Origin of the sequence: Thiohalobacter thiocyanaticus, assembly GCF_002356355.1 — a bacterium.
Taxonomy (GTDB): domain Bacteria; phylum Pseudomonadota; class Gammaproteobacteria; order Thiohalobacterales; family Thiohalobacteraceae; genus Thiohalobacter; species Thiohalobacter thiocyanaticus_A.
The window spans coordinates 896,478-914,811 of record NZ_AP018052.1 but is presented as its reverse complement, the minus strand read 5'-3'; the positions used below and the strand labels follow the sequence as shown (position 1 = coordinate 914,811).

General features: G+C 64.4%; 22 protein-coding genes. 11 read left to right on the top strand and 11 right to left on the bottom strand.

The genetic code is table 11. The features are described from left to right. Window positions 1–8: 8 nt before the first annotated feature. Window positions 9–365, bottom strand: coding sequence for a hypothetical protein (locus CFK21_RS04245; RefSeq protein WP_096365080.1), 357 nt, complete (start codon window positions 363–365; stop codon window positions 9–11). Between the two features lie 163 nt (window positions 366–528). Between CFK21_RS04245 and CFK21_RS04240 the strand changes: the two genes are divergently transcribed. After that, complete coding sequence (locus CFK21_RS04240) at window positions 529–768, top strand: hypothetical protein (RefSeq protein WP_096365078.1); 240 nt, start codon at window positions 529–531, stop codon at window positions 766–768. 15 nt (window positions 769–783) lie between these two features. Then, window positions 784–1,245: a hypothetical protein gene (locus CFK21_RS04235; protein WP_096365076.1), complete on the top strand. Its 462-nt coding sequence runs from the start codon at window positions 784–786 to the stop codon at window positions 1,243–1,245. Between the two features lie 199 nt (window positions 1,246–1,444). On the opposite strand, the gene CFK21_RS04230 is transcribed toward CFK21_RS04235, so the two are convergent. Beyond that, a complete protein-coding gene (locus CFK21_RS04230) occupies window positions 1,445–1,828 on the bottom strand; it encodes a hypothetical protein (protein ID WP_096365074.1) in 384 nt (127 codons plus the stop codon). 211 nt (window positions 1,829–2,039) lie between these two features. On the opposite strand from CFK21_RS04230, the gene msrB reads away from it, so the two are divergent. Continuing rightward, a complete protein-coding gene (gene msrB, locus CFK21_RS04225) occupies window positions 2,040–2,423 on the top strand; it encodes a peptide-methionine (R)-S-oxide reductase MsrB (protein WP_096365072.1) in 384 nt (127 codons plus the stop codon). 182 nt (window positions 2,424–2,605) lie between these two features. Here the strand turns inward: msrB and CFK21_RS04220 are convergent, their stop codons facing one another. From CFK21_RS04220 to CFK21_RS04205, 4 genes are all read right to left on the bottom strand, one after another. Then, the gene (locus CFK21_RS04220) at window positions 2,606–3,130 is read right to left on the bottom strand and encodes an FKBP-type peptidyl-prolyl cis-trans isomerase (protein WP_096365070.1); all 525 of its coding nucleotides are present in this window, start codon (window positions 3,128–3,130) and stop codon (window positions 2,606–2,608) included. Further along, window positions 3,127–4,185, bottom strand: a complete 1,059-nt coding sequence (locus tag CFK21_RS04215; RefSeq protein ID WP_096365068.1) for an ABC transporter ATP-binding protein — start codon at window positions 4,183–4,185, stop codon at window positions 3,127–3,129. The genes CFK21_RS04220 and CFK21_RS04215 overlap by 4 nt, the downstream gene beginning before the upstream one ends. Further along, complete coding sequence (locus CFK21_RS04210; protein WP_096365066.1) at window positions 4,178–5,806, bottom strand: ABC transporter permease; 1,629 nt, start codon at window positions 5,804–5,806, stop codon at window positions 4,178–4,180. Before CFK21_RS04210 ends, CFK21_RS04215 begins: the two co-directional genes overlap by 8 nt. Before the next feature lie 462 nt (window positions 5,807–6,268). Further along, window positions 6,269–7,306 carry a Fe(3+) ABC transporter substrate-binding protein gene (locus tag CFK21_RS04205; protein ID WP_096365064.1) on the bottom strand — a complete coding sequence of 346 codons (1,038 nt, stop codon included), beginning with the start codon at window positions 7,304–7,306 and terminating at the stop codon, window positions 6,269–6,271. A gap of 178 nt (window positions 7,307–7,484) precedes the next feature. Between CFK21_RS04205 and CFK21_RS04200 the strand changes: the two genes are divergently transcribed. Together CFK21_RS04200 and CFK21_RS04195 are read left to right on the top strand one after the other, a co-directional pair. After that, window positions 7,485–8,999, top strand: coding sequence for a protein adenylyltransferase SelO (locus CFK21_RS04200; protein ID WP_197702994.1), 1,515 nt, complete (start codon window positions 7,485–7,487; stop codon window positions 8,997–8,999). Window positions 9,000–9,137: 138 nt separating this feature from the next. Continuing rightward, a complete protein-coding gene (locus CFK21_RS04195) occupies window positions 9,138–9,932 on the top strand; it encodes an inositol monophosphatase family protein (RefSeq protein WP_096365062.1) in 795 nt (264 codons plus the stop codon). A gap of 3 nt (window positions 9,933–9,935) precedes the next feature. On the opposite strand, the gene CFK21_RS04190 is transcribed toward CFK21_RS04195, so the two are convergent. Together CFK21_RS04190 and CFK21_RS04185 are read right to left on the bottom strand one after the other, a co-directional pair. After that, window positions 9,936–10,361, bottom strand: a complete 426-nt coding sequence (locus tag CFK21_RS04190; RefSeq protein ID WP_096365060.1) for a PilZ domain-containing protein — start codon at window positions 10,359–10,361, stop codon at window positions 9,936–9,938. An 86-nt stretch (window positions 10,362–10,447) separates the two neighbouring features. Continuing rightward, window positions 10,448–10,732, bottom strand: a complete 285-nt coding sequence (locus tag CFK21_RS04185) for a hypothetical protein (protein WP_096365058.1) — start codon at window positions 10,730–10,732, stop codon at window positions 10,448–10,450. Between the two features lie 280 nt (window positions 10,733–11,012). Between CFK21_RS04185 and CFK21_RS04180 the strand changes: the two genes are divergently transcribed. Both CFK21_RS04180 and CFK21_RS04175 read left to right on the top strand, forming a co-directional pair. Continuing rightward, entirely contained in the window at window positions 11,013–11,789 is a 777-nt protein-coding gene (locus tag CFK21_RS04180; protein WP_157745349.1) for a hypothetical protein, read from the top strand. Window positions 11,790–11,944: 155 nt separating this feature from the next. Beyond that, window positions 11,945–12,235, top strand: a complete 291-nt coding sequence (locus tag CFK21_RS04175; protein WP_096365054.1) for a TusE/DsrC/DsvC family sulfur relay protein — start codon at window positions 11,945–11,947, stop codon at window positions 12,233–12,235. Window positions 12,236–12,556: 321 nt separating this feature from the next. Here the strand turns inward: CFK21_RS04175 and zapE are convergent, their stop codons facing one another. After that, complete coding sequence (gene zapE / locus CFK21_RS04170) at window positions 12,557–13,657, bottom strand: cell division protein ZapE (protein ID WP_231971560.1); 1,101 nt, start codon at window positions 13,655–13,657, stop codon at window positions 12,557–12,559. Between the two features lie 76 nt (window positions 13,658–13,733). Between zapE and gloB the strand changes: the two genes are divergently transcribed. Both gloB and CFK21_RS04160 read left to right on the top strand, forming a co-directional pair. Continuing rightward, window positions 13,734–14,513 (top strand): hydroxyacylglutathione hydrolase, encoded by a 780-nt coding sequence (gene gloB / locus CFK21_RS04165; RefSeq protein ID WP_096365050.1) that lies wholly within the window; start codon window positions 13,734–13,736, stop codon window positions 14,511–14,513. 239 nt (window positions 14,514–14,752) lie between these two features. After that, a complete protein-coding gene (locus CFK21_RS04160; RefSeq protein ID WP_096365049.1) occupies window positions 14,753–15,055 on the top strand; it encodes a hypothetical protein in 303 nt (100 codons plus the stop codon). 99 nt (window positions 15,056–15,154) lie between these two features. Here CFK21_RS04160 and CFK21_RS04155 read toward each other — a convergent pair whose 3' ends face one another. Next, complete coding sequence (locus tag CFK21_RS04155; protein WP_096367484.1) at window positions 15,155–16,189, bottom strand: class 1 fructose-bisphosphatase; 1,035 nt, start codon at window positions 16,187–16,189, stop codon at window positions 15,155–15,157. 130 nt (window positions 16,190–16,319) lie between these two features. Here CFK21_RS04155 and CFK21_RS04150 point away from each other — a divergent pair, with 130 nt between their 5' ends. Next, window positions 16,320–16,973, top strand: coding sequence for a hypothetical protein (locus CFK21_RS04150; protein WP_096365047.1), 654 nt, complete (start codon window positions 16,320–16,322; stop codon window positions 16,971–16,973). An 80-nt stretch (window positions 16,974–17,053) separates the two neighbouring features. On the opposite strand, the gene CFK21_RS04145 is transcribed toward CFK21_RS04150, so the two are convergent. Continuing rightward, the gene (locus CFK21_RS04145; protein ID WP_096365045.1) at window positions 17,054–17,542 is read right to left on the bottom strand and encodes a sigma D regulator; all 489 of its coding nucleotides are present in this window, start codon (window positions 17,540–17,542) and stop codon (window positions 17,054–17,056) included. Between the two features lie 320 nt (window positions 17,543–17,862). On the opposite strand from CFK21_RS04145, the gene CFK21_RS04140 reads away from it, so the two are divergent. Beyond that, window positions 17,863–18,324 carry an Rrf2 family transcriptional regulator gene (locus CFK21_RS04140; protein WP_096365043.1) on the top strand — a complete coding sequence of 154 codons (462 nt, stop codon included), beginning with the start codon at window positions 17,863–17,865 and terminating at the stop codon, window positions 18,322–18,324. The last annotated feature ends 10 nt before the right edge of the window (window positions 18,325–18,334 follow it).

The following is an 18,334-nucleotide window of genomic DNA, read 5'->3' as shown; positions in this document are numbered from 1 at the left end:
GCGGACGGCTACAGCAGCCGGAAGGGCTCTTCGTCAGTCAGCTGCAGCAACTGCTGCACTGCGGCCAGACCGTCACGGGCAAAGGCATCGATATCGTCCCAGGCATCGTTGGCCGCGAAAACCTGCGCGCCGTCGGGCAGGATCAGGCGCATCGCCCAGCGGCCCTTGTCCTGCGCCTCCCGGGGCGCCGGTTCGCAGGTCAGATACAGGCCGGGCTCCGGGTTGCCCTCATGCACCACGGCCAGGATATAGCGGTAGTCATTGGCGTCCCCGGTCTCGATCTCCCCCAGAACAGTCACGGAAAACTGGCCCAGCTGATAGCGTTGCTGAGGGATGGCGGTCTTGATATCGGGCTTGTTCTGCATGTTCAGGCACCCCCTGTATGGCTTTACCAGCAATTGTAACGGATGGCTGGCAGCGACAAACCCCAAATACCTGCTTGATTACCGGGGTTAATGCGCACATCCGGTGCCTGGGTTAGAATTTCCCGCAACCTCAGAATCGATCAACCCCCCGGAGGGCGACACGATGCCGTATTACATCTATGACATCACCCAGGATCCAACCGGTATCGCCAGGAACCTGGAATACCAGGCCGAGTTCGACTCCTTCCAGGAGGCCAAGAAGTTCGCCCGCAACCGCCGCGCCGAACTGGGCCGGGACACGGACATCCTGGTCAAGGTCATGTTCGCGCCCAACCAGCTCGAGGCCGAAGAACGGCTGATGGAGAAGCGCGAGAAGCCGATCGTGATGGAGTGGGAAAAGTAGGCCTCGCATTCCACCATGGAAGAGGACGAATACCGCTCCACCTACGACGCCGTGAATCAACGGCGCTGCATCTTCGAGAAGGCCATCAATGCCCGCCATGTCGGCTGCACCCAGATGCACCGCTTCTACCTTGCCGACCGCGAAGGCGTGGGCTGCCAGTCCGAAGACGCCAACCGACGCTGCATCGCCCTGCTGGAGCGGATGCGCCGGGACGCCCGTTTCGCCCTGCAGCTGACTCACATCGGCGGCCCGCTGCCGCACAACAAGGAGATCCGGGTCCAGGTCGGCGGGTTGCTCGGCATCCAGACCCTGGTGCAGCCGGAACGCGCCAGCGCCGGGAAGGTGGAGAACGCCTTCGATACCCTCAACCGCGCCGAACAGCGCTTCGGCAGCATCGACGCCATCCCCTTCAACGAGGTCATGAAGGACATCAAGCAGTTCCAGGGCCGCAGCCGGCGGCGGGGATTTAAGAAATAAAGAGCGCCACGGAATACACGGAAAGCACGGAAAATTACATATTGCTTGTTCAGAATCCCGTAGGCAGGGTTGGCGCAGCGTAACCCGACAGGTTCGATGCCAATGTCGGGTTACGCCCTATGGGCTAACCCGACCTGCATATGCTGGGATAATTTTTCTTTGTCCGTGCTTTCCGTGTATTCCGTGGCGCTCTTGAATATCAATCAGAAGCCAGTGCCGCGCTGACCGCTGCCTCCAGCTCCGCCTCGTCGATGGGAAAGGCCAGGGTGCGGAAGATGGGAAAGCGGGCCTGCAGCCGCGCCAGCTGGTGGGCGTATTCCTGCTCATAGAACACGATCACCCGCGTATCCGGCAGTCGCTGCACCACCGCCAGCAGGCTCTCCAGACTGCTGGTGCGGTCACGGAAATCGGACTGGAAATTGAACTCGGCCACGATCACCCGCGGCTGGCGTTTGCGCGCCGCAGCCAGCGCCTTGCGCATGGTCCCCTCCACGATCACCTCACAGCCCAGGCGCTGGTAGAGGGGCGCGAAATTGGGATAGCCACCCAGTTCGATGATGGACAGAAGTACGGGCCTGGACATGGTGGAGGGACCTCTGATCATGTCGTCACGATTCAAAACCGCCATTCTACCGCATCCGGTATGGATATCGCCCGGCGGGGCTGGCAATCAGCCGGACTTGGCTGCAGACTCGGCAGCATCAACGGCCCGGCGCCGAGGCAGGGTGTGCGCGGATTACCCGTTGCACCCGGCCTGACCCGCGTCACTTAACACCGAACACAAGAGCACGATCATGAGCGACCGCGAACAATGGCAGCAGCTGGATGAGGAACAGTACCGCGTGACCCGCTGCAGCGGGACAGAGCGGCCTTTTACCGGCAAATACTGGGATCATAAGGGCGACGGCGTCTATCTGTGCGTATGCTGCCAGGCGCCCTTGTTCGACTCCCGGCACAAGTATGATTCGGGCAGCGGCTGGCCCAGCTTCTGGCAGCCCGCCGCGGGCGCCGACATCGCCGAACTGAGCGACACCAGCCACGGCATGGTGCGCACCGAGGTGCGCTGCGGCCACTGCCAGGCCCACCTGGGGCACGTCTTCCCCGACGGCCCGCCGCCGACCGGGCTGCGCTACTGCATCAACTCCGCGTCGCTGGATTTCACTCCGCGCGGGGATTGAGATAAAACCCTTTCAACGCAGAGGCGTAAAGGCGCAAAGGCGCGGCACGTAGGTCGGGTTAGCGTAGCGTAACCCGACAGCCCGCGGCATGTTGGGTTACGGTGCCATGCACCTAACCCAACCTACAGAATCTTTGCGCCTCTGTGTCTTTGCGTCCTCTGCGTTCCCGTCACCGTCGCTGACTAGTCCTCGTCAGCGGACGGGAAGGCATAACCGGCTTCCAGTTCCTCCGGCGTGGCGTCGCGGATATCCAGCACCTCCAGCACGAAGCGCAGATCGCGGCCGGCCAGCGGGTGGTTGCCGTCGACTGTGACGGTGTCTCCCTCCACCGCCCGGACAGTGAAATCCAGGCTGCCGCCTTCCGGGCTCTCGCCCTCCAGCTGCGCCCCGACCTGGCGTGCCTGTTCAGGAATCTCCTCGGCCGGCACGGCCAGGCACAGGTCCGGATCGTACCGGCCATAGGCCTCGTCTGCGGTCAGTTCCAACTCCATCTTGGCATCCACGCCCAGGCCTTCCAACGCCTGTTCCACCCTGGGAAAGGCGCCGCCGTAGCCGCCGTGCAGATAGTAGAGGTCGTCGTCATAGGCCAGTGCCTGGTCCGAGCCCTGCTCGAACACGGCGTAGCGCAGCCGTACCACCTTGTCCCTGACCACGCTCTGGTAGTTGCGTTTCCTGACGAAATGGAGAGTCTTGGAATCTTCGCTCATGCTGTCTGCCGCTCCTGTCGGAACATGACCAGGTGATCGATCTCCATCCGGATACCGATGGATTCACCGATGGCATGATCGTGATGGCTGGGCGCGAAGCACAGCACCCGGGTGCCACTGTGCAACTCCAGCGTGTAGAGAAATTCAGCGCCGCGGAAGGCCTTTTCCACCACCCGCGCCTGCAGCTCGCTTTCGTCGTCGTGCTGGATGTCATCGGGGCGTACCAGCAGATCGACCTTGCAACCCGGGACGCAGCCCTCGGGGATGCGTCCGGGAATGATGCCCAGTTCGGAATTGACATGCTGGTCGTTCAGCACCTCGCCGGTGATGATCGCCCCCTGGCCGATGAAGTCGGCCACGAAGCGGTTGGCCGGGCGATGGTAGAGATTGTAGCCGCTGTCCCACTGCATCAGCCGGCCCTGGTTGATCACCCCGATCTCGTCGGCCATGGCGAAGGCCTCGTATTGATCGTGGGTGACCAGGATGGCAGTGATTTCCTCCTGCTTGAGGATGGCACGCACCTCGCGCGCCAGCTGCTCGCGCAACTCGGCGTCCATGCTGGAGAAGGGCTCGTCCAGCAGCAACAGTTCGGGGCGCGGGGCGATGGCGCGAGCCACGGCGATACGCTGCTGCTGGCCGCCGGAGAGCTGATGCGGGTAGGCCGAGGCATAGCCGGGCATGCCCACCAGTTCCAGCAGTTCCCGCACCCGCGTCCGGCGCTCGCGTTCGGACAGATGGCGCAGCCCGAAGGCGATATTGCCGGCCACGGTGAGGTGCGGGAACAGGGCGAAATCCTGGAACACCATGCCCACCCGGCGCTGCTCCGGCGGCAGGGCCCAGCCGCTGTGGCTGACGACCTGGCCACGCAGCCGGATCTCGCCGGACTGCAGCAGTTCGAAGCCCGCGATGGCGCGCAGCAGGGTGGTCTTGCCGCAGCCGCTGGGACCCAGCAGGCAGCCGATATTGCCCGTCTCCAGGCCGAACGAGACCTGCTTGACGACCGGGATACCGTCGTAGGCGAGGCTGCAATTGTCGACTTCGAGCAGTTCAGGCATGACCGGGCCGGGAGTGGGCGATGCTGCGGCTGAGCAGAATGACCGGAATGATACCGGCCAGCACGATGGCCAGGGAAGCGCTGGCGGCATCGGCCAGGCGTTCGTCCGAGGCCAGTTCATAGGCCCGCACCGCGAGCGTGTTGAAATTGAAGGGGCGCAGGATCAGGGTCGCCGGCAGTTCCTTGAGCACGTCGACGAACACCAGCAGCACCGCGGTGAGCAGGCTGCCGCGCATGATGGGCATGTGTACCCGGCGCAGCACCTCGCCCGGGGGGTAGCCCATGGAGCGGGCGGCATCGTCCATGCTGAGTTTGATCTTCCCCAGTCCGGCCTCGACCGTCTGCAGCGACACCGCCAGGAAGCGCACCGTGTAGGCGAACAGCAGCGCGGCCAGGGTGCCGGACAGCAGCAGGCCGGTGGAGATCCCGAACTGCGCCCGCATCCAGCCGTCCAGGGTATTGTCGAAGGCGGCGAAGGGAATCATCACGCCCACCGCGATCACGGTACCGGGCACGGCATAGCCCATGCCGGCGAGGCGCACTGCGCCCTGCACCAGCCAGTTGCCGTGCAGGCGCTTGCCGTAGGCCATGAACAGGCCCAGCAGCAGGGCGATCAGGGCCGCGCTGCCGGCCAGTATCAGGCTGTGCCAGGTCAGCTGGATGAACCCCGTTCCCACCGTCTCGGGCGCGGTACGCAGCGCCCAGACCAGCAGCTGCCCGGCCGGCACCAGGAAACCGAACAGCAGCGGCACCAGGCACACCAGCACCCCGACCGGAAGCTGCCAGCCCCGCAGCCGGTGCCGCGGCAGGCTGCGGTAACGGCTGGTGGTGTGGTGGTAGCGGGCCTGGCGGCGCGACCAGCGCTCGAGCAGGATCAGCACAAACACGAAGCTCATCAGCAGGGCCGAGAGCTGGGCCGCGGCAGCGGGATCACCCAGGCCGAACCAGGTGCGGAAGATGCCGGTGGTAAAGGTGTTCACGCCGAAGTACTGCACCGTGCCGTAGTCGGCCAGGGTCTCCATCAGCGCCAGTGACAGCCCCGTGATCACTGCAGGACGCGCCAATGGCAGGGCCACCCGGCTGAAGGTGCGCCAGGGGCTGGCCCCGAGCGTGCGGCTGACCTCGAGCACGCACACCGACTGCTCCAGGAAGGCGGCCCGGGTCAGCAGGTAGACATAGGGATAGAGCACCAGCGACAGCATCACCACGGCACCGCCCAGTGAACGCACCTGGGGGAACCAGTAATCGCCGTAGCCCCAGCCGGTCAGTTCGCGCAGCCCGGTCTGCACCGGCCCGGCGAAATCCAGCAGGCCGGTATAAGTGTAGGCGATGATGTAGGCCGGGATGGCCATGGGCAGCAGCAATGCCCATTCGAAGATTCTGCGGCCGGGAAACTCGCAGGTGGTGGTCACCCAGGCCGTGGACACGCCCAGCAGCAGGGTGCCGGCGCCGACGCCGAGCATCAGCAGCAGGGAATTGACCACATAGTCCTGCAGTACGGTGGCGGCCAGGTGGCGCCAGACCTCGCCGGCGGGCTCGAACACGAAGCTGAATACCGTCAGCACCGGCAGGGCCACAATCAGGGCCACCAGCAGCACGCCCGCACGCCAGCCGCTGCTCAACCAGTTCTGGCGTGAGGATACCCCCGGGACAGTCCGGGTCGTGGTGCCAGGGCCTGTTAACACTAATCTAATCGTCTCTGTTGTGCCTCAAACAGCGCCAATCGATACCCTTAGGGCATAAAGGCGCGAGGAGCGCAGTTTGGTGATTCCAAATAAGCGAGAGCCTGCCCCGCGAGCGCAGCGAGTGTAGTGGGTACGAGCAACGATGAGTGGCGCTGTTTCAGGCGCAACCCGCAGGGCTGGGGCTGATATTCCGCCCAGCGGCGTTATCATTCGCTCATGTAGAATGACTACACCTCACTCATTCTGCCTTGCTGGACGAAAAATCAGCCCCAGCAGAGGCGATTAGATTAGTGTTAACAGGCCCTGGTCAAATACGTGGCCCGCAAACAACGGCGGGGTGCCGTGCACCCCGCCTGGACAGATCCTCGGGAAAGGATCGAGCAATAATCCGGGGCAGCGCTACTTCCAGCCCGCCCGGTCCATCAGCCGTACCGCCTCGGCATTATATTTCCCCAGAAGATGCAGGTCCAAATCATCGGCCTTGAAGTCGCCCCAGGCCGCCAGGGTGTCGCTGACCGGCACCGAGCCGCGCACCGGGTACTCATGGTTGACCTGGGCATACCAGGCCTGGGAGGCATCGCTGGTGAGGAACTCCATCAGACGCACCGCATTGTCGCGGTTGCCGGCCGCAGCGGTGAGGGCGATGCCGCTGACATTGACGTGGGTGCCGCGCCCGTCCCCGCTCCCCTCCTGGTTGGGCCAGAACACGGCCACCCGCCCGGCGGCCTCGCGCTGCTCCGGATCGTCCTCATTGAGCATCACGCCCAGGTAATAGGTATTGACCACGGCGACATCACACTGACCGGCCGCGGCGGCCAGCACCTGGTCGCGATCGCCGCCGATGGGCGGACGGGCGAAGTTGGCGACGAAATCCCGGGCCCAGGCCTCGGTCGCCTCGACCCCATCATGGGCGATCATGGACGCCACCAGCGACTGGTTGTAGATGTTGCTGGAGGAGCGGATGCAGACACGTCCCTTCCACTTCGGATCGGCCAGCGCCTCGTAGGTCGACAGTTCAGCGGGCCTGACCCGGTCGGTGACATAGACAATGGGACGCGCCCGCACCGACAGGCCGAACCAGTAACCTTCGGGATCCCGGTAGTGCGCGGGGATGCGCTCGCTCAGGGTGTCCGAAGCGACCGGGGCCAGCACACCGGCTTCCCGGGCGCGGTGCAGGCGGCCGGCATCGGTGGTCAGCAGCAGGTCGGCCGGGCTGTTGCGGCCCTCGCTCTTCAGCCGCTGCAGCAGGGCATCCGCCTTGCCTGTGACCAGGTTGACTTCGATGCCGGTCTGCTCGGTAAAACGGTCCAGCAGCGGCTTGATCAGGTTTTCCTGACGCGCGGAGTAAAGATTGACCTCGGCTGCGACCGCCGGACCGGCGAGCAGCAAGGCACACAGAAACGGCAGCATCCAGCGTGAAAGCGACATGACAGACATCTTCGGACTACCCCTGTAAAACTCATGACCGAAAGGAAACGGTAACAATTATCATTTTCATGGCGTTTCGATGCAAGCCCGGCAGGGGACAGAGATTGATTTCCTCTGATGCAGGAACATGAAATCCTTGTAATTCTGCGGGTTGCGATGCCCGCTCCGGTGGGACACAATCCCGCTCATGATCACTTCCTCCGCACCCGTGGCGAGGCTGCACCCGCTGGAAACGCTGGAATTCACCAACAGCTATGCCCGCCTGGGACCGGCCTTTCACTCGCCGGTCGCCCCCACCCCGCTGAGCGACCCCCACCTGATCAGCTTCAATGCCGACCTGGCCGGGCAACTCGGCCTGGATCCCGCCGCAGCCGGACGGCCCGGATTCCTGGCCTGGCTGAACGGCGAACACCGACTGCCCGGCAGCGAACCGGTGGCCATGCTCTATGCCGGCCACCAGTTCGGTCACTACGTGCCGCAACTGGGCGACGGACGCGCGATCATCCTCGGCGAGATATGCACCGACCACGGCGAACGCTGGGAACTGCAGTCCAAGGGCGCGGGCCCCACCCCCTACTCGCGCAACGGTGACGGCCGGGCGGTGCTGCGTTCCACCCTGCGTGAATACCTGTGCTCTGAAGCCATGCACGCACTGGGCGTACCCACCACTCGCGCCCTGTGCATGGCCGGCTCCAATGAGGAGGTCTACCGCGAACGCATCGAGCGCGGTGCCCTGCTGCTGCGCGCCGCCCCGAGCCATGTGCGTTTCGGCTCCTTCGAGGTCTTCTATTACCGCAACCAGTTCCCGCAACTGCAGCAGCTGGCCGACTACGTCATCACCCATCACTACCCGCAGCTGCAGCAGGCCGACAATCCCTGCCTGGCACTGTATCAGGAGGTGGTCGAACGCACCGCACGGCTGCTGGCACAATGGCAGCTGATCGGCTTCGCCCACGGGGTGATGAACACCGACAACATGTCCATCCTCGGCCTGACCCTGGACTATGGGCCCTTCGGCTTCATGGACACCTATGATCCGGGCTTCGTCTGCAACCACTCGGACCACGCCGGCCGTTACGCCTTCGACCGTCAGCCCGACATCGGACTGTGGAATCTGAGCTGCCTGGGCCAGGCCCTGCTGCCTCTGCTGGATGAAAACGCCGAGGCCGCCGCGGAACTGGCCACGGCCCAGTTCGAACGCTATCGGGAGATCTTCACCGCGCATTATGAGGCTGGCCTGCGCGCCAAACTGGGACTGCAGACGGCCGGCACCCATGACCTGGAGCTGGCACAGGAATTCCTTGCCCTGCTGGCGGACGATGGCCGCGACCATACCCTGAGTTTCCGCCGGCTGGCGATGTTCGACAGTGGCGACAACGCCGACAATCGCGAACTGCGCGACCAGTTCATCAACCGCGAGGCCTTCGACGCCTGGAGCGCACGCTATCGCGACCGGCTGCGCCGGGAAAACAGCGATGACGCCGTGCGCCGGGCGGCAATGAACCGGGTCAATCCCAGGTACATCCTGCGCAACTACCTGGCGCAGCAGGCCATCGAACAGGCCGAGGCGGGCGACTACAGTGAGCTCGAACGCCTGCTCCAGATCCTGCGGCGTCCCTTCGACGAGCAGCCGGAACACGCGGCCTATGCCGCCGAGCCACCGGACTGGAGCCGGTCGATTACGCTGAGTTGTTCATCCTGATGCAGGCACCTGTCGCCAGGACCGCAGGGCGGGGGAAGCGCAACGCAACCCAGCGCAGCCCGATTTCATGATGGGTTGCGGCGCGCCGCGCCTTCACCCATCCTACCCGATCACACCCGGCACCAGGACCCTGTCTGCATGACCCTCGATCTCAATCAACTGAACGGCCTGGTCCGCCAAGTCGGCCAGGAAGAACTCATCCCCCGCTTCCAGCGCATCGGCCATGAGTACAAGGCCGACGGCAGCGTGCTGACCGAGGCCGATCTGGCGGTCGACGCCCGGCTGCGCGAACAGTTGCATGAACTGCATCCCGAGGCCGCCTTTCTCAGCGAAGAGATGTCGGCCGCCGAGCAGGAGATGCTGCTGGCCGATACCGACACCCCCCTGTGGTGCCTGGACCCGCTGGACGGCACCAGCAACTTCGCCGCCGGCATTCCCTGCTTCGGCATCTCACTGGCACTGATCCGCGGCGGCGAGGTGGAACTCGGTATCATCTATGATCCGCTGCGCGATGAATGCTTCAGTGCGCAGAAAGGCAGGGGTGCTTATCTCAACCACCGGGAACTGCAGGCGGCTGCCAGCGGCATCGAACTGCAACGGGCCGTGGCCATGGTGGATTTCAAGCGTCTGACCCCCACGCTGCGCCGGCGGCTGGTGGAGCAGCCGCCCTACAGTTCGCAGCGCAACTTCGGTTCCTGCGCCCTGGAGTGGGGCTGGATGGCGGCCGGACGCGGCCATGTGTACCTGCACGGCGGCCAGAAGCTGTGGGATCTGGCCGCCGGCAGCCTGATCCTGACCGAGGCCGGCGGCACCTGCCGCACCCTCGACGGGGAAGATGTATTCGCTCCCCGCCTGGCCCCGCGCTCGGTGGTCTCGGCCTCCGATCCGGCACTGTTCACCGCCTGGCGCGACTGGCTGGCGGAAAACGACTAGTGTTCAGGGTTCGTCACCCTCCAGGTCGGGAAACCGCGCAGCGTACTTCGCGATCCATTCCCGCGCCGCCTCCTCACCGGTCAGTTCCCGGCCCTCGAGTGCCTGCACCCGGCGTTTGTAGTGTTCGATATAGCACACCTGCTCCACCATCCGGGCACGGAACTCGTCGCCCGGCATGATGAACTCCACGCCCACCTCATAGCCCTCGCCGACAGGATTGCACCAGCTGACCCGCGCCGGGGCCTCGAACGGGGGCTGCACATCGGGGATGCGCAGCCGGAGTATCTGGCCGCGACGCTGCGGCCGGGCGGCACTGAAGGCGAGGCCGCCCTGACTGATGTTGCTCAGCCGTTCACGGCGGGGATAGCGGGCCGTATCCTCGCTGAACTCGATCGGTATATCACACGGGTGGCGGATATAGCTGCGCATGTCTGCCCCCTCTGCTTCGGCAGGACGTCAGGATAACGTCCTGCCCGGAAGGGAAGCATATATCCTGCCAGAAGGCTGGGCGTGGCTCAGTCCTCCAGCCATCCCTGCAGGGCGGTGATCAGGCTGCGGGCCTGGTCGGGGCTGGAGATGTTGAACTTGGATTTCTGAAAGTACTCGCCGTTGCGTTTCTGGTAACGGCGGATGGTGTACTTGTCCTTGCTGTACTGCTCCTTCTGGCGATCCCAGTCCTGGTAGCGGAAGATCACCGTGGACCAGGCGCCCTTGGACAGGACCACCTTGTCCAGCTGCTTGACCAGGGTGATGCCGTCTTCCTCGTACTCGATGCTCAGATCGTCAACCGTCGATGCCATATCGCGACTCCGGATGGGTGGCGGGGAAATCCCCGAATCAGGCCGGATACTCTGGCGATTCCGGGGCATTTCGTCAAATGGATCACACTTCCACCCCAAAACAGCAACTTGGTCTCAAGATTAATGCCCTGCCGGCGCTAATCCTGACGAGCGCCTCAGTGTTCCCGGACGGCCAGCGGATTCCAGCGGGACTGCCGGGCTGTGACGGGGTTCAGCGCCGCAGCGCGTGGGAATCACGATACTGACAGCAATGGCAACACCGCCAGACATGACACGACACATGAGCGAAGCAAAGGCAGACATGGCAAGGACACCGGCCTCGACCCAGGCGGATGCCAACCGACCGCTGGCGGATACCGGCAGCGAGGGGCTGGCACGTCTGCGCGAACTGGAACAGCTGCTCGCCACCGCCTGTCAGGTACGCCGCCTGGCCGAAACCGAGATTCGCGAGGGCCGCAACCTGGAACGCGCCGAACAGCGCCGCGACGCGGCCGCGCGCATGCAGCGCAAGGTCGAGCGTGAACTGCTCAGACTGCGTTCGGAACTGGCCGGAAAACATCCGGAGGTCAATCAGGTCTGGACCCCGGGCGACCCGGTCGGGCGCAAGCCGCGGCCCCAACCCATCCCGGCACCGGCACCGGCATCGGAAGCCGAAACCGACACCGACACCGACACCGACACCGACACCGAGACTCAGACTCCGGCCGCACCCGGGGATTTCGAACTGGCCGTCATGCTGGGCACCCGCCGCTCCCGCTGGCAGGCCAGTACCAGCGATTTCAGCATCGCCGCCGATTCATCCCCGGCCGCCCGTCCGGCCGGATCCGACACCGCCGCACGCCGCCCGACTCCCGCCAGGGCCGCTGCCCCCACCTCCAGGACCGGCAGCAGGCCCGACGCCCGCCCCCGGCACGGCGGCCGCGGCCGGCTCCTGACCCTGGTGCTGGTGAGCGCCCTGGCGGGCGCCGGGCTGAGTTATCTGCTGAGCCAGTCCGATGTCGATCTGAGCGCCATCATCGCTGCCTGGACACAGGCGGCTGCCGATCTCCTGCCCTGACCCCTCGCCGCCGGCCGCCCTCCGGGCGGCCGCAACAGGATCCCGTTTTCCCTGCAGGGTTTTCTGCCGCCCGAAGGTTGTACAGTCCGCCGCTATTCCTGATAAAATTACTCAACTTTTAACACTCACCGCAAAAACAAGCGAGGCAAGGCAGTATGAATGTGCAGTTGGACAACGAAGGCTTTCTGATCAATCGCGACGACTGGAGCGAGGAAGTCGCCCGGGAACTGGCCGCGACGGAAGGCTACGAAATGACGGACGAGATCATGGGCTACATCCAGGAAGCCCGCAGCATGTACGACGCCGACGGCGTGGTGCCGCCGATCCGCAAGTTCGCCAAGGCCACCGACGTCAGCACCAAGCACCTGTATGACGTGTTCAAGAAGGGGCCGATGAAGCTGATCTGCAAGTGGGGCGGCCTGCCCAAGCCCACCGGCTGCGTCTGACGCAGCAGCAACAACCAGAGCCGGTGCCGGACGGGCCGGGTTTGCCGGTGCATGTGCGCAGTTCGCACGCCAAGCCCGGAAACCCGGCCCGTCCGGCACTGGCACCTCCCCGGCCTGGATGCGAATTGAGATGCGGACTGAACGGGGTCGGGGTCGTGCCCGCGGCCGGAATACCCTTGAGGGCGCATGTGCGCAGTCTGCACGCTAAGCTCTCAAGGGTATTCCGGCCGCGGGCACTGTGCAGCGGTAAATTGATCCAGACCGGAGCAGGCGTTATCCACCGGGCAGTCGCAAACCGGCCTTGAGGCCCTCAGCGCGGTTTCAGGGCCGGTGGGCACGGGCCAGATAGCGATGGCCGGTCATTTCGGTAAGGCGGCTGGCGGTGCGCTGGAAGGCGAACTGCAGATAGCGCCCGGTATAGAGTTGCGTCGGGGTTGCAGCGGCACCGAGCACCAGCTTGACGTTGCGATCATACAGGGCGTCGATCAGGTGCATGAAACGCTTGGCGGCATCGTCCCGGCCCTCGTCCATGACCGGCACACCGGACAGCAGCAGGGTGTGGAATCGCCGTGCCAGTTCCAGGTAATCCGCCGCCCACAGGGGACGTTCACACAATTCGCCGAAATCGAACCAGGCCAGCCCCCCGGCCAGCGCCCGCACCCTCACCCGACGCCGATTCAGTTCCAGTTCCGCCGCCTCGGCGCTCATCTCCGGCGCCAGCTGCCGCAGGTGCTCACGCATGCGGGCCTCGACTGCCGACCCGCTCCCCAGGTGGTAGTTCCCGGCACGGTCCAGGTGGGCACAGCGGTAATCCGCCCCGTCCTTGAGATGCAGCGCTTCGGTATGGCGCTTGAGCAGATCCACGGCGAACAGGAAGCGGTCCCGCTGCAGGCCGTCGAGATAGAGTTCGTCCGGGGCCAGATTGGAGGTCGCGACCAGGGTGATGCCGCGTGCGAACAGGGCCTGGAGCAGCCCGCCCAGCAGCATGGCGTCACCGATATCGCTGACATGAAACTCGTCCAGGCACAGCACCCGCAGCCGCCGCGACCATTCACGGGCAATCACCGGCAGGGGATCGGGGGTCTTGGGCAGCTGGCGCAGGCGGCTGTGCACTTCCTGCATGAAGGCATGAAAATGCAGTCGGGACTTGTCCGCAAACGGCAGGCAGTCATGGAAGACATCCATCAACCAGGTCTTACCGCGGCCGGTGCCGCCCCACAGATACAGCCCCCGTACCGGCTGGACGGGGCGGCGCAGCAGCCGCTGATGCCAGGCCTGACGCGGCCGGCCGCGCTGCAGCGCCTCGTACAGCCGCTGCAGCTGCTGCATGGCCGCCGCCTGGGCCGGGTCCTCGCGCCAGCCCAGCCGCGCCAGATCGGCGTAATAGCGCTGCAACGGCATGTCAGCCGGCCCGGCGTTCAATCACGTTCTCCCTGTGGCCCTGCCCGGTTCAAAGACGTTATCATCCGCCCAGATGCCCTCAACCCTCATTCTGAACATGCTCACGATCACACCCGTTCCCGCCTTCAGCGACAACTATATCTGGTTCATCCGCCAGGCGGGACAGCGGCAGGTGGCCATTGTCGACCCCGGCGATGCCGCACCGGTGCTGGCCGCGCTGCAGCGTGAGAAACTGGAGCCGGCGGCCCTGCTGATCACGCATCATCACGGCGATCACGTCGGCGGCATCCGCCACCTGCTCGAGCACTACCCGGGCCTGCCCGTCTACGGGCCCGCCGGGGAACGCATCCCCCAGATCACGCAGCGGCTGAGCGACGGCGACCGGGTGCGGGTGGAAGCACTGGACACCGAATTCGAGGTCTTCGACGTACCGGGGCACACCGCCGGGCATATCGCCTATTACACCGATCACGCCCTGTTCTGCGGCGACACCCTGTTCACCTGCGGCTGCGGCCGGGTATTCGACGGCAGCGTGGAGCAGCTGCATGCCTCACTGCAGCGGCTCAGGCGGCTGCCGCCCGAGACCCGCATCTACTGCGCCCACGAGTACACCCTGGAGAACATCGGTTTCGCCAAATGGGTCGAACCCGACAACGCCGAACTGCTGGCGCGCGAACGCGCGGCGTTGCACGAACGCGAGGCGGACCGCCCCACCGTGCCGGCGGAACTGGCGCTGGAACTGGCCACCAATCCCTTTCTGCGCACCGACGACGCCGGTGTCATCAGTATGGCCGAGCGCCACGCCGGGCGGCCCATGCGCGATGCGCAGGACACCTTCATCACCCTGCGCCGCTGGAAGGATGTTGAATATGATTGATGGCCACGGAAAACACGGAACAGAACAATACGATAATATTGCAGACATCGTAGGTCGGGTTAGCGCAGCGTAACCCGACACTCACGACGGCAACGTCGGGTTATGCCCGTATCGGGCTAACCCGACCTACAGGGCTGCCCGACCCAACCTGCAGGACCGCACCACAGAGTGTTTTCGCTATAATCGTGGTCCGTGCTTTCCGTGTTTTCCGTGGCTGTATTTCCGGCAAGGAGTGAACCATGCCCCATTTCGACATCAACGAAGCCATGCGCTACGCCGGCGACAAGCACAGCGCCGATGCCGTGCTCGATCTCAGCGACATGGATGCCGAAGAGGCCATCCGTACCCTGGATGAGGCCTTCGCCGAGCCGTCGGAGTACTTCCGCTCCCTGATCGTGCGTTTCACCCCGGCCGGCCCGCAGACGGGCGAGACCCTGTTCCAGCCGGTGGGCCGCTACCTGCTGGAAAAAAAGAAAGCCGGCGAGATCTCCAGGCTGGAAAACCTGCTGGAGATCGGCGCCGGCTTCTATATCGAGTTCTGAAACCGCGGGTAGGATGGGTGGAGGCGCTTGCGCCGCAACCCATCACGGCACTGGAGATCGCGATGGGTTGCGCTGCGCTTCACCCATCCTACTCTTTTGTTACGCCACTGCCTGCTTGCCATCGGCCTCACGATGGTATTCCTCCACCCGCTCGACCTCGTTCTTCGAACCCAGCACCACCGGCACGCGCTGATGCAGCCCGTTCGGCTGGATCTCCATGATGCGCTCGCGGCCGGTGCTGGCAGCGCCGCCGGCCTGCTCGACGATGAAACCCATGGGATTGGCTTCATACATCAGGCGCAGCTTGCCGTCCTGGCCCTTGGCCTTGATCTTCTCGTCGATGGGATACATGAACACACCGCCGCGGGTCAGGATGCGATGCACCTCTGCCACCATGGAGGCGATCCAGCGCATGTTGAAATCGCGTCCGCGCGGACCTTCGCTGCCGGCGATGCACTCATCCACATAGCGCTTGACCGGAGCCTCCCAGAACCGCTGGTTGGACATATTGATGGCGAACTCGCCGGTCTCTTCCGGGATGGTCATGTTCGGATGCGACAGGATGAACTCGCCGATGGAGCGGTCCAGGGTGAAGCCGTTGACGCCGTGGCCGGTGGTCAGCACCAGCATGGTGGCCGGACCGTAGATGGCGTAGCCGGCGCAGACCTGCTGCGTGCCGGGCTGCAGGAAATCCTCCACCGTGGGATTGTCGCAGCCTTCGGGGGCGCGCAGGATGGAGAAGATGGTCCCGACCGAGACGTTGACGTCGATGTTGCTGGAGCCGTCCAGCGGATCGAACAGCATCAGGTACTTGCCCTTCGGGTACTCGGCCGGGATGGGCAGCGGATCATCCATCTCCTCGGAGGCCATGCCGGCCAGGTGCCCGGTCCATTCCAGGGCGTCGACCATGACGTCGTTGGAGATGACATCCAGCTTCTTCTGCGTCTCGCCCTGGACGTTCTCGGTGTCGGCCGAACCGAGGATGCCGATCAGGCCGCCGCGGTTGACCGCGCAGGCGATCTTCTTGCAGGCGGTCAGGGTGTCGTTGAGCAGAGAGGTGAAATCACCGGTCGCGCCCGGGACCTGGCGCTGTTCCTCGATGATGAACTGGGTTAGGGTGGTGCCGTGTTCCATGGTCGAAACCTCGTACTGTCTGATGTAGGTGTTCACGTCCCTTCAGGGACGCATGGAGAGACAAAATATTCCAAGTTTATCAGAATATTCTGATTTAATAAATATCTGACCCGGGCGAGATCACCCTGCGATGGCTCCCTCCCCCTTCTCCGTCAGCCAGGCCGCTCTGCTCACCTTCGTCTGGCTTCTGTACCTGGCGCTGCATTCACTGCTGGCCGACGCCCGGGTCCGGCGTCGGTTCGAGACCCGCTGGCCGTTGCTGGAGCGGCGCTACCGATTGTTCTATACCCTGCAGTCCAGCCTGCTGATCCTGCCGCCGCTGGCCCTGCTGGTGCTGTGGTATGACCGGGGCGAACCGCTCTGGGCATGGCAGGGCATGGCCGGCTGGTTCGCCGACGGCCTGGCCCTGCTGGCGCTGGCGGGCTTTGCCTGGGCGACCCGGGCCTATGATCTGGCTGCCTTTCTCGGCCTGAAGGCGGCCACCGGCCATGCCAACATCACCGGTTTTCACCTGTCGCCGCTGCACCGCCACGTGCGCCACCCCTGGTACAGCCTGGGGCTGGTTGTCCTGTGGACGCGCGACATGCCGCCGGCACTGCTGGTCACCGCGCTCTGCATCACGGCCTATCTGCTGGTGGGGATCCGGCTGGAGGAACGCAAGCTGATTGACGAGTTCGGCGAGCGTTACCGGGAATACCGGCGCAGGGTCCCGGCGCTGATTCCCCGACCCTGGCGGCGATTGACGGTGGAGGAGGCCCGGCGGCTGAGCGACCCGACAACATGAGGCGAACAGGCAGGTGATCACACCTGCCTGTTACACGGCTGCCTCCTCCCCCACGACGGGGGAGGATTGAGGAGGGGGTGCTACTGCTGGCTATGCTCCCCGGCACGGCTGCCGTCCAGGGCCTCGATGATCTGATCCTTGAGCTGGATGCGGTCGGCCAGGATCTCGCCCAGCTGCGACAGGTCTTCGGCCAGGTGCTCGACACGGCCGTCATCCAGCGAGGCGACATCATAGCGGTCGTTGAAGTCCAGGATGGCATCGGTACTGGAGACGATCTGGGGATAGATCTGCTCGGCGATGGCGCGCACGGCCTGGCGGCGCTCCTTGCCGTCGGCGATGTAGCGGTAGAGCTGGAAATGCGCCGTGGCGGCATAATCCACCAGGATCTGGCAGAAGCGCTTCAGCGCATCCTCGGTGCGGTGCTCGGGGGTGTAGGGGCGGATGCCCGCCAGGCTGGAGTACTCGACCAGCGTCTGATTGCGTGCATTGACCAGGGCGTGCAACCGTTCCCGCTGGCGCTGACGCCGGTCCTCGCCCGGCATGAGGTCGTTGGCTTTATTGTTCGACATGTCTCTCACTCTCGCTCCATCCTGGATATGAATCTATAACCGATTGATTTTCTGTGTCAATGACTCAGTATCCCCCGACGGCTCGCCACTGTCCAGCCGCCCTGCCGCCGCTTCCTGAGCGCTGAAATTTCCTATTGGTTTTCAGCTGGATATATTCCGATACAGAAAGGTTACAAAGATTTATCACTCACAACAGGGAATTTTTCTGCTACAATTCTTGACTATCCAAGTGGGTTATTAGTAGGATTCCTGACCAAGACAGTCAGTTTTCAACTCGCCCCGCGAATGCAACCGCATTGGATAAGCTGAGAGGTAAAACCATGAAGATTTCAACCAAAGGACGTTACGCCATCACTGCCATGATCGAACTGGCCCTGCGCCACAAGCAGGGACCGGTGACTCTGGCCGACATCTCCGTGGAACAGTCGATCTCGGTGTCGTATCTGGAGCAGCTGTTCGCTCAGCTGCGCAAGCACGGCCTGGTCACCGGCCTGCGCGGCCCCGGCGGCGGCTACTGCCTGCGGCGTCCGGCCAGCGAGGTCAGCATTGCCGACATCCTGCGCGCCGTCGACGACTCGGTGGCTGCCACCGCCTCCAAGCCGCTGATGCCCGAGGACGAGGCCCGTCCGGTCAGTCTGCGCCTGTGGGACCGCCTGAGCCACCAGATCTACGACTATCTGGACAATGTCAGCCTGGCCGAGGTCGCCACCACCAAGGACGCGCCGCGCATCACCACTGTGCCCAAGAGCCCGTTCAGCAACCTGCACCGCTCCGCGGCCTGACGCCGCCGGA

Coding starts and splice junctions, on each gene's coding strand:
- CFK21_RS04195 (WP_096365062.1), top strand. CDS start 9,138: ATGACCCTCGATCTCAATCAACTGAACGGCCTGGTCCGCCAAGTCGGC.
- CFK21_RS04160 (WP_096365049.1), top strand. CDS start 14,753: ATGCCCCATTTCGACATCAACGAAGCCATGCGCTACGCCGGCGACAAG.
- CFK21_RS04230 (WP_096365074.1), bottom strand. CDS start 1,828: ATGTCCAGGCCCGTACTTCTGTCCATCATCGAACTGGGTGGCTATCCC.
- CFK21_RS04245 (WP_096365080.1), bottom strand. CDS start 365: ATGCAGAACAAGCCCGATATCAAGACCGCCATCCCTCAGCAACGCTAT.
- gloB (WP_096365050.1), top strand. CDS start 13,734: ATGCTCACGATCACACCCGTTCCCGCCTTCAGCGACAACTATATCTGG.
- CFK21_RS04155 (WP_096367484.1), bottom strand. CDS start 16,189: ATGGAACACGGCACCACCCTAACCCAGTTCATCATCGAGGAACAGCGC.
- CFK21_RS04140 (WP_096365043.1), top strand. CDS start 17,863: ATGAAGATTTCAACCAAAGGACGTTACGCCATCACTGCCATGATCGAA.
- CFK21_RS04205 (WP_096365064.1), bottom strand. CDS start 7,306: ATGTCTGTCATGTCGCTTTCACGCTGGATGCTGCCGTTTCTGTGTGCC.
- CFK21_RS04190 (WP_096365060.1), bottom strand. CDS start 10,361: ATGCGCAGCTATATCCGCCACCCGTGTGATATACCGATCGAGTTCAGC.
- CFK21_RS04180 (WP_157745349.1), top strand. CDS start 11,013: ATGAGCGAAGCAAAGGCAGACATGGCAAGGACACCGGCCTCGACCCAG.
- CFK21_RS04145 (WP_096365045.1), bottom strand. CDS start 17,542: ATGTCGAACAATAAAGCCAACGACCTCATGCCGGGCGAGGACCGGCGT.
- CFK21_RS04235 (WP_096365076.1), top strand. CDS start 784: ATGGAAGAGGACGAATACCGCTCCACCTACGACGCCGTGAATCAACGG.
- CFK21_RS04200 (WP_197702994.1), top strand. CDS start 7,485: ATGATCACTTCCTCCGCACCCGTGGCGAGGCTGCACCCGCTGGAAACG.
- CFK21_RS04150 (WP_096365047.1), top strand. CDS start 16,320: ATGGCTCCCTCCCCCTTCTCCGTCAGCCAGGCCGCTCTGCTCACCTTC.
- CFK21_RS04185 (WP_096365058.1), bottom strand. CDS start 10,732: ATGGCATCGACGGTTGACGATCTGAGCATCGAGTACGAGGAAGACGGC.
- CFK21_RS04175 (WP_096365054.1), top strand. CDS start 11,945: ATGAATGTGCAGTTGGACAACGAAGGCTTTCTGATCAATCGCGACGAC.
- CFK21_RS04220 (WP_096365070.1), bottom strand. CDS start 3,130: ATGAGCGAAGATTCCAAGACTCTCCATTTCGTCAGGAAACGCAACTAC.
- CFK21_RS04215 (WP_096365068.1), bottom strand. CDS start 4,185: ATGCCTGAACTGCTCGAAGTCGACAATTGCAGCCTCGCCTACGACGGT.
- CFK21_RS04240 (WP_096365078.1), top strand. CDS start 529: ATGCCGTATTACATCTATGACATCACCCAGGATCCAACCGGTATCGCC.
- msrB (WP_096365072.1), top strand. CDS start 2,040: ATGAGCGACCGCGAACAATGGCAGCAGCTGGATGAGGAACAGTACCGC.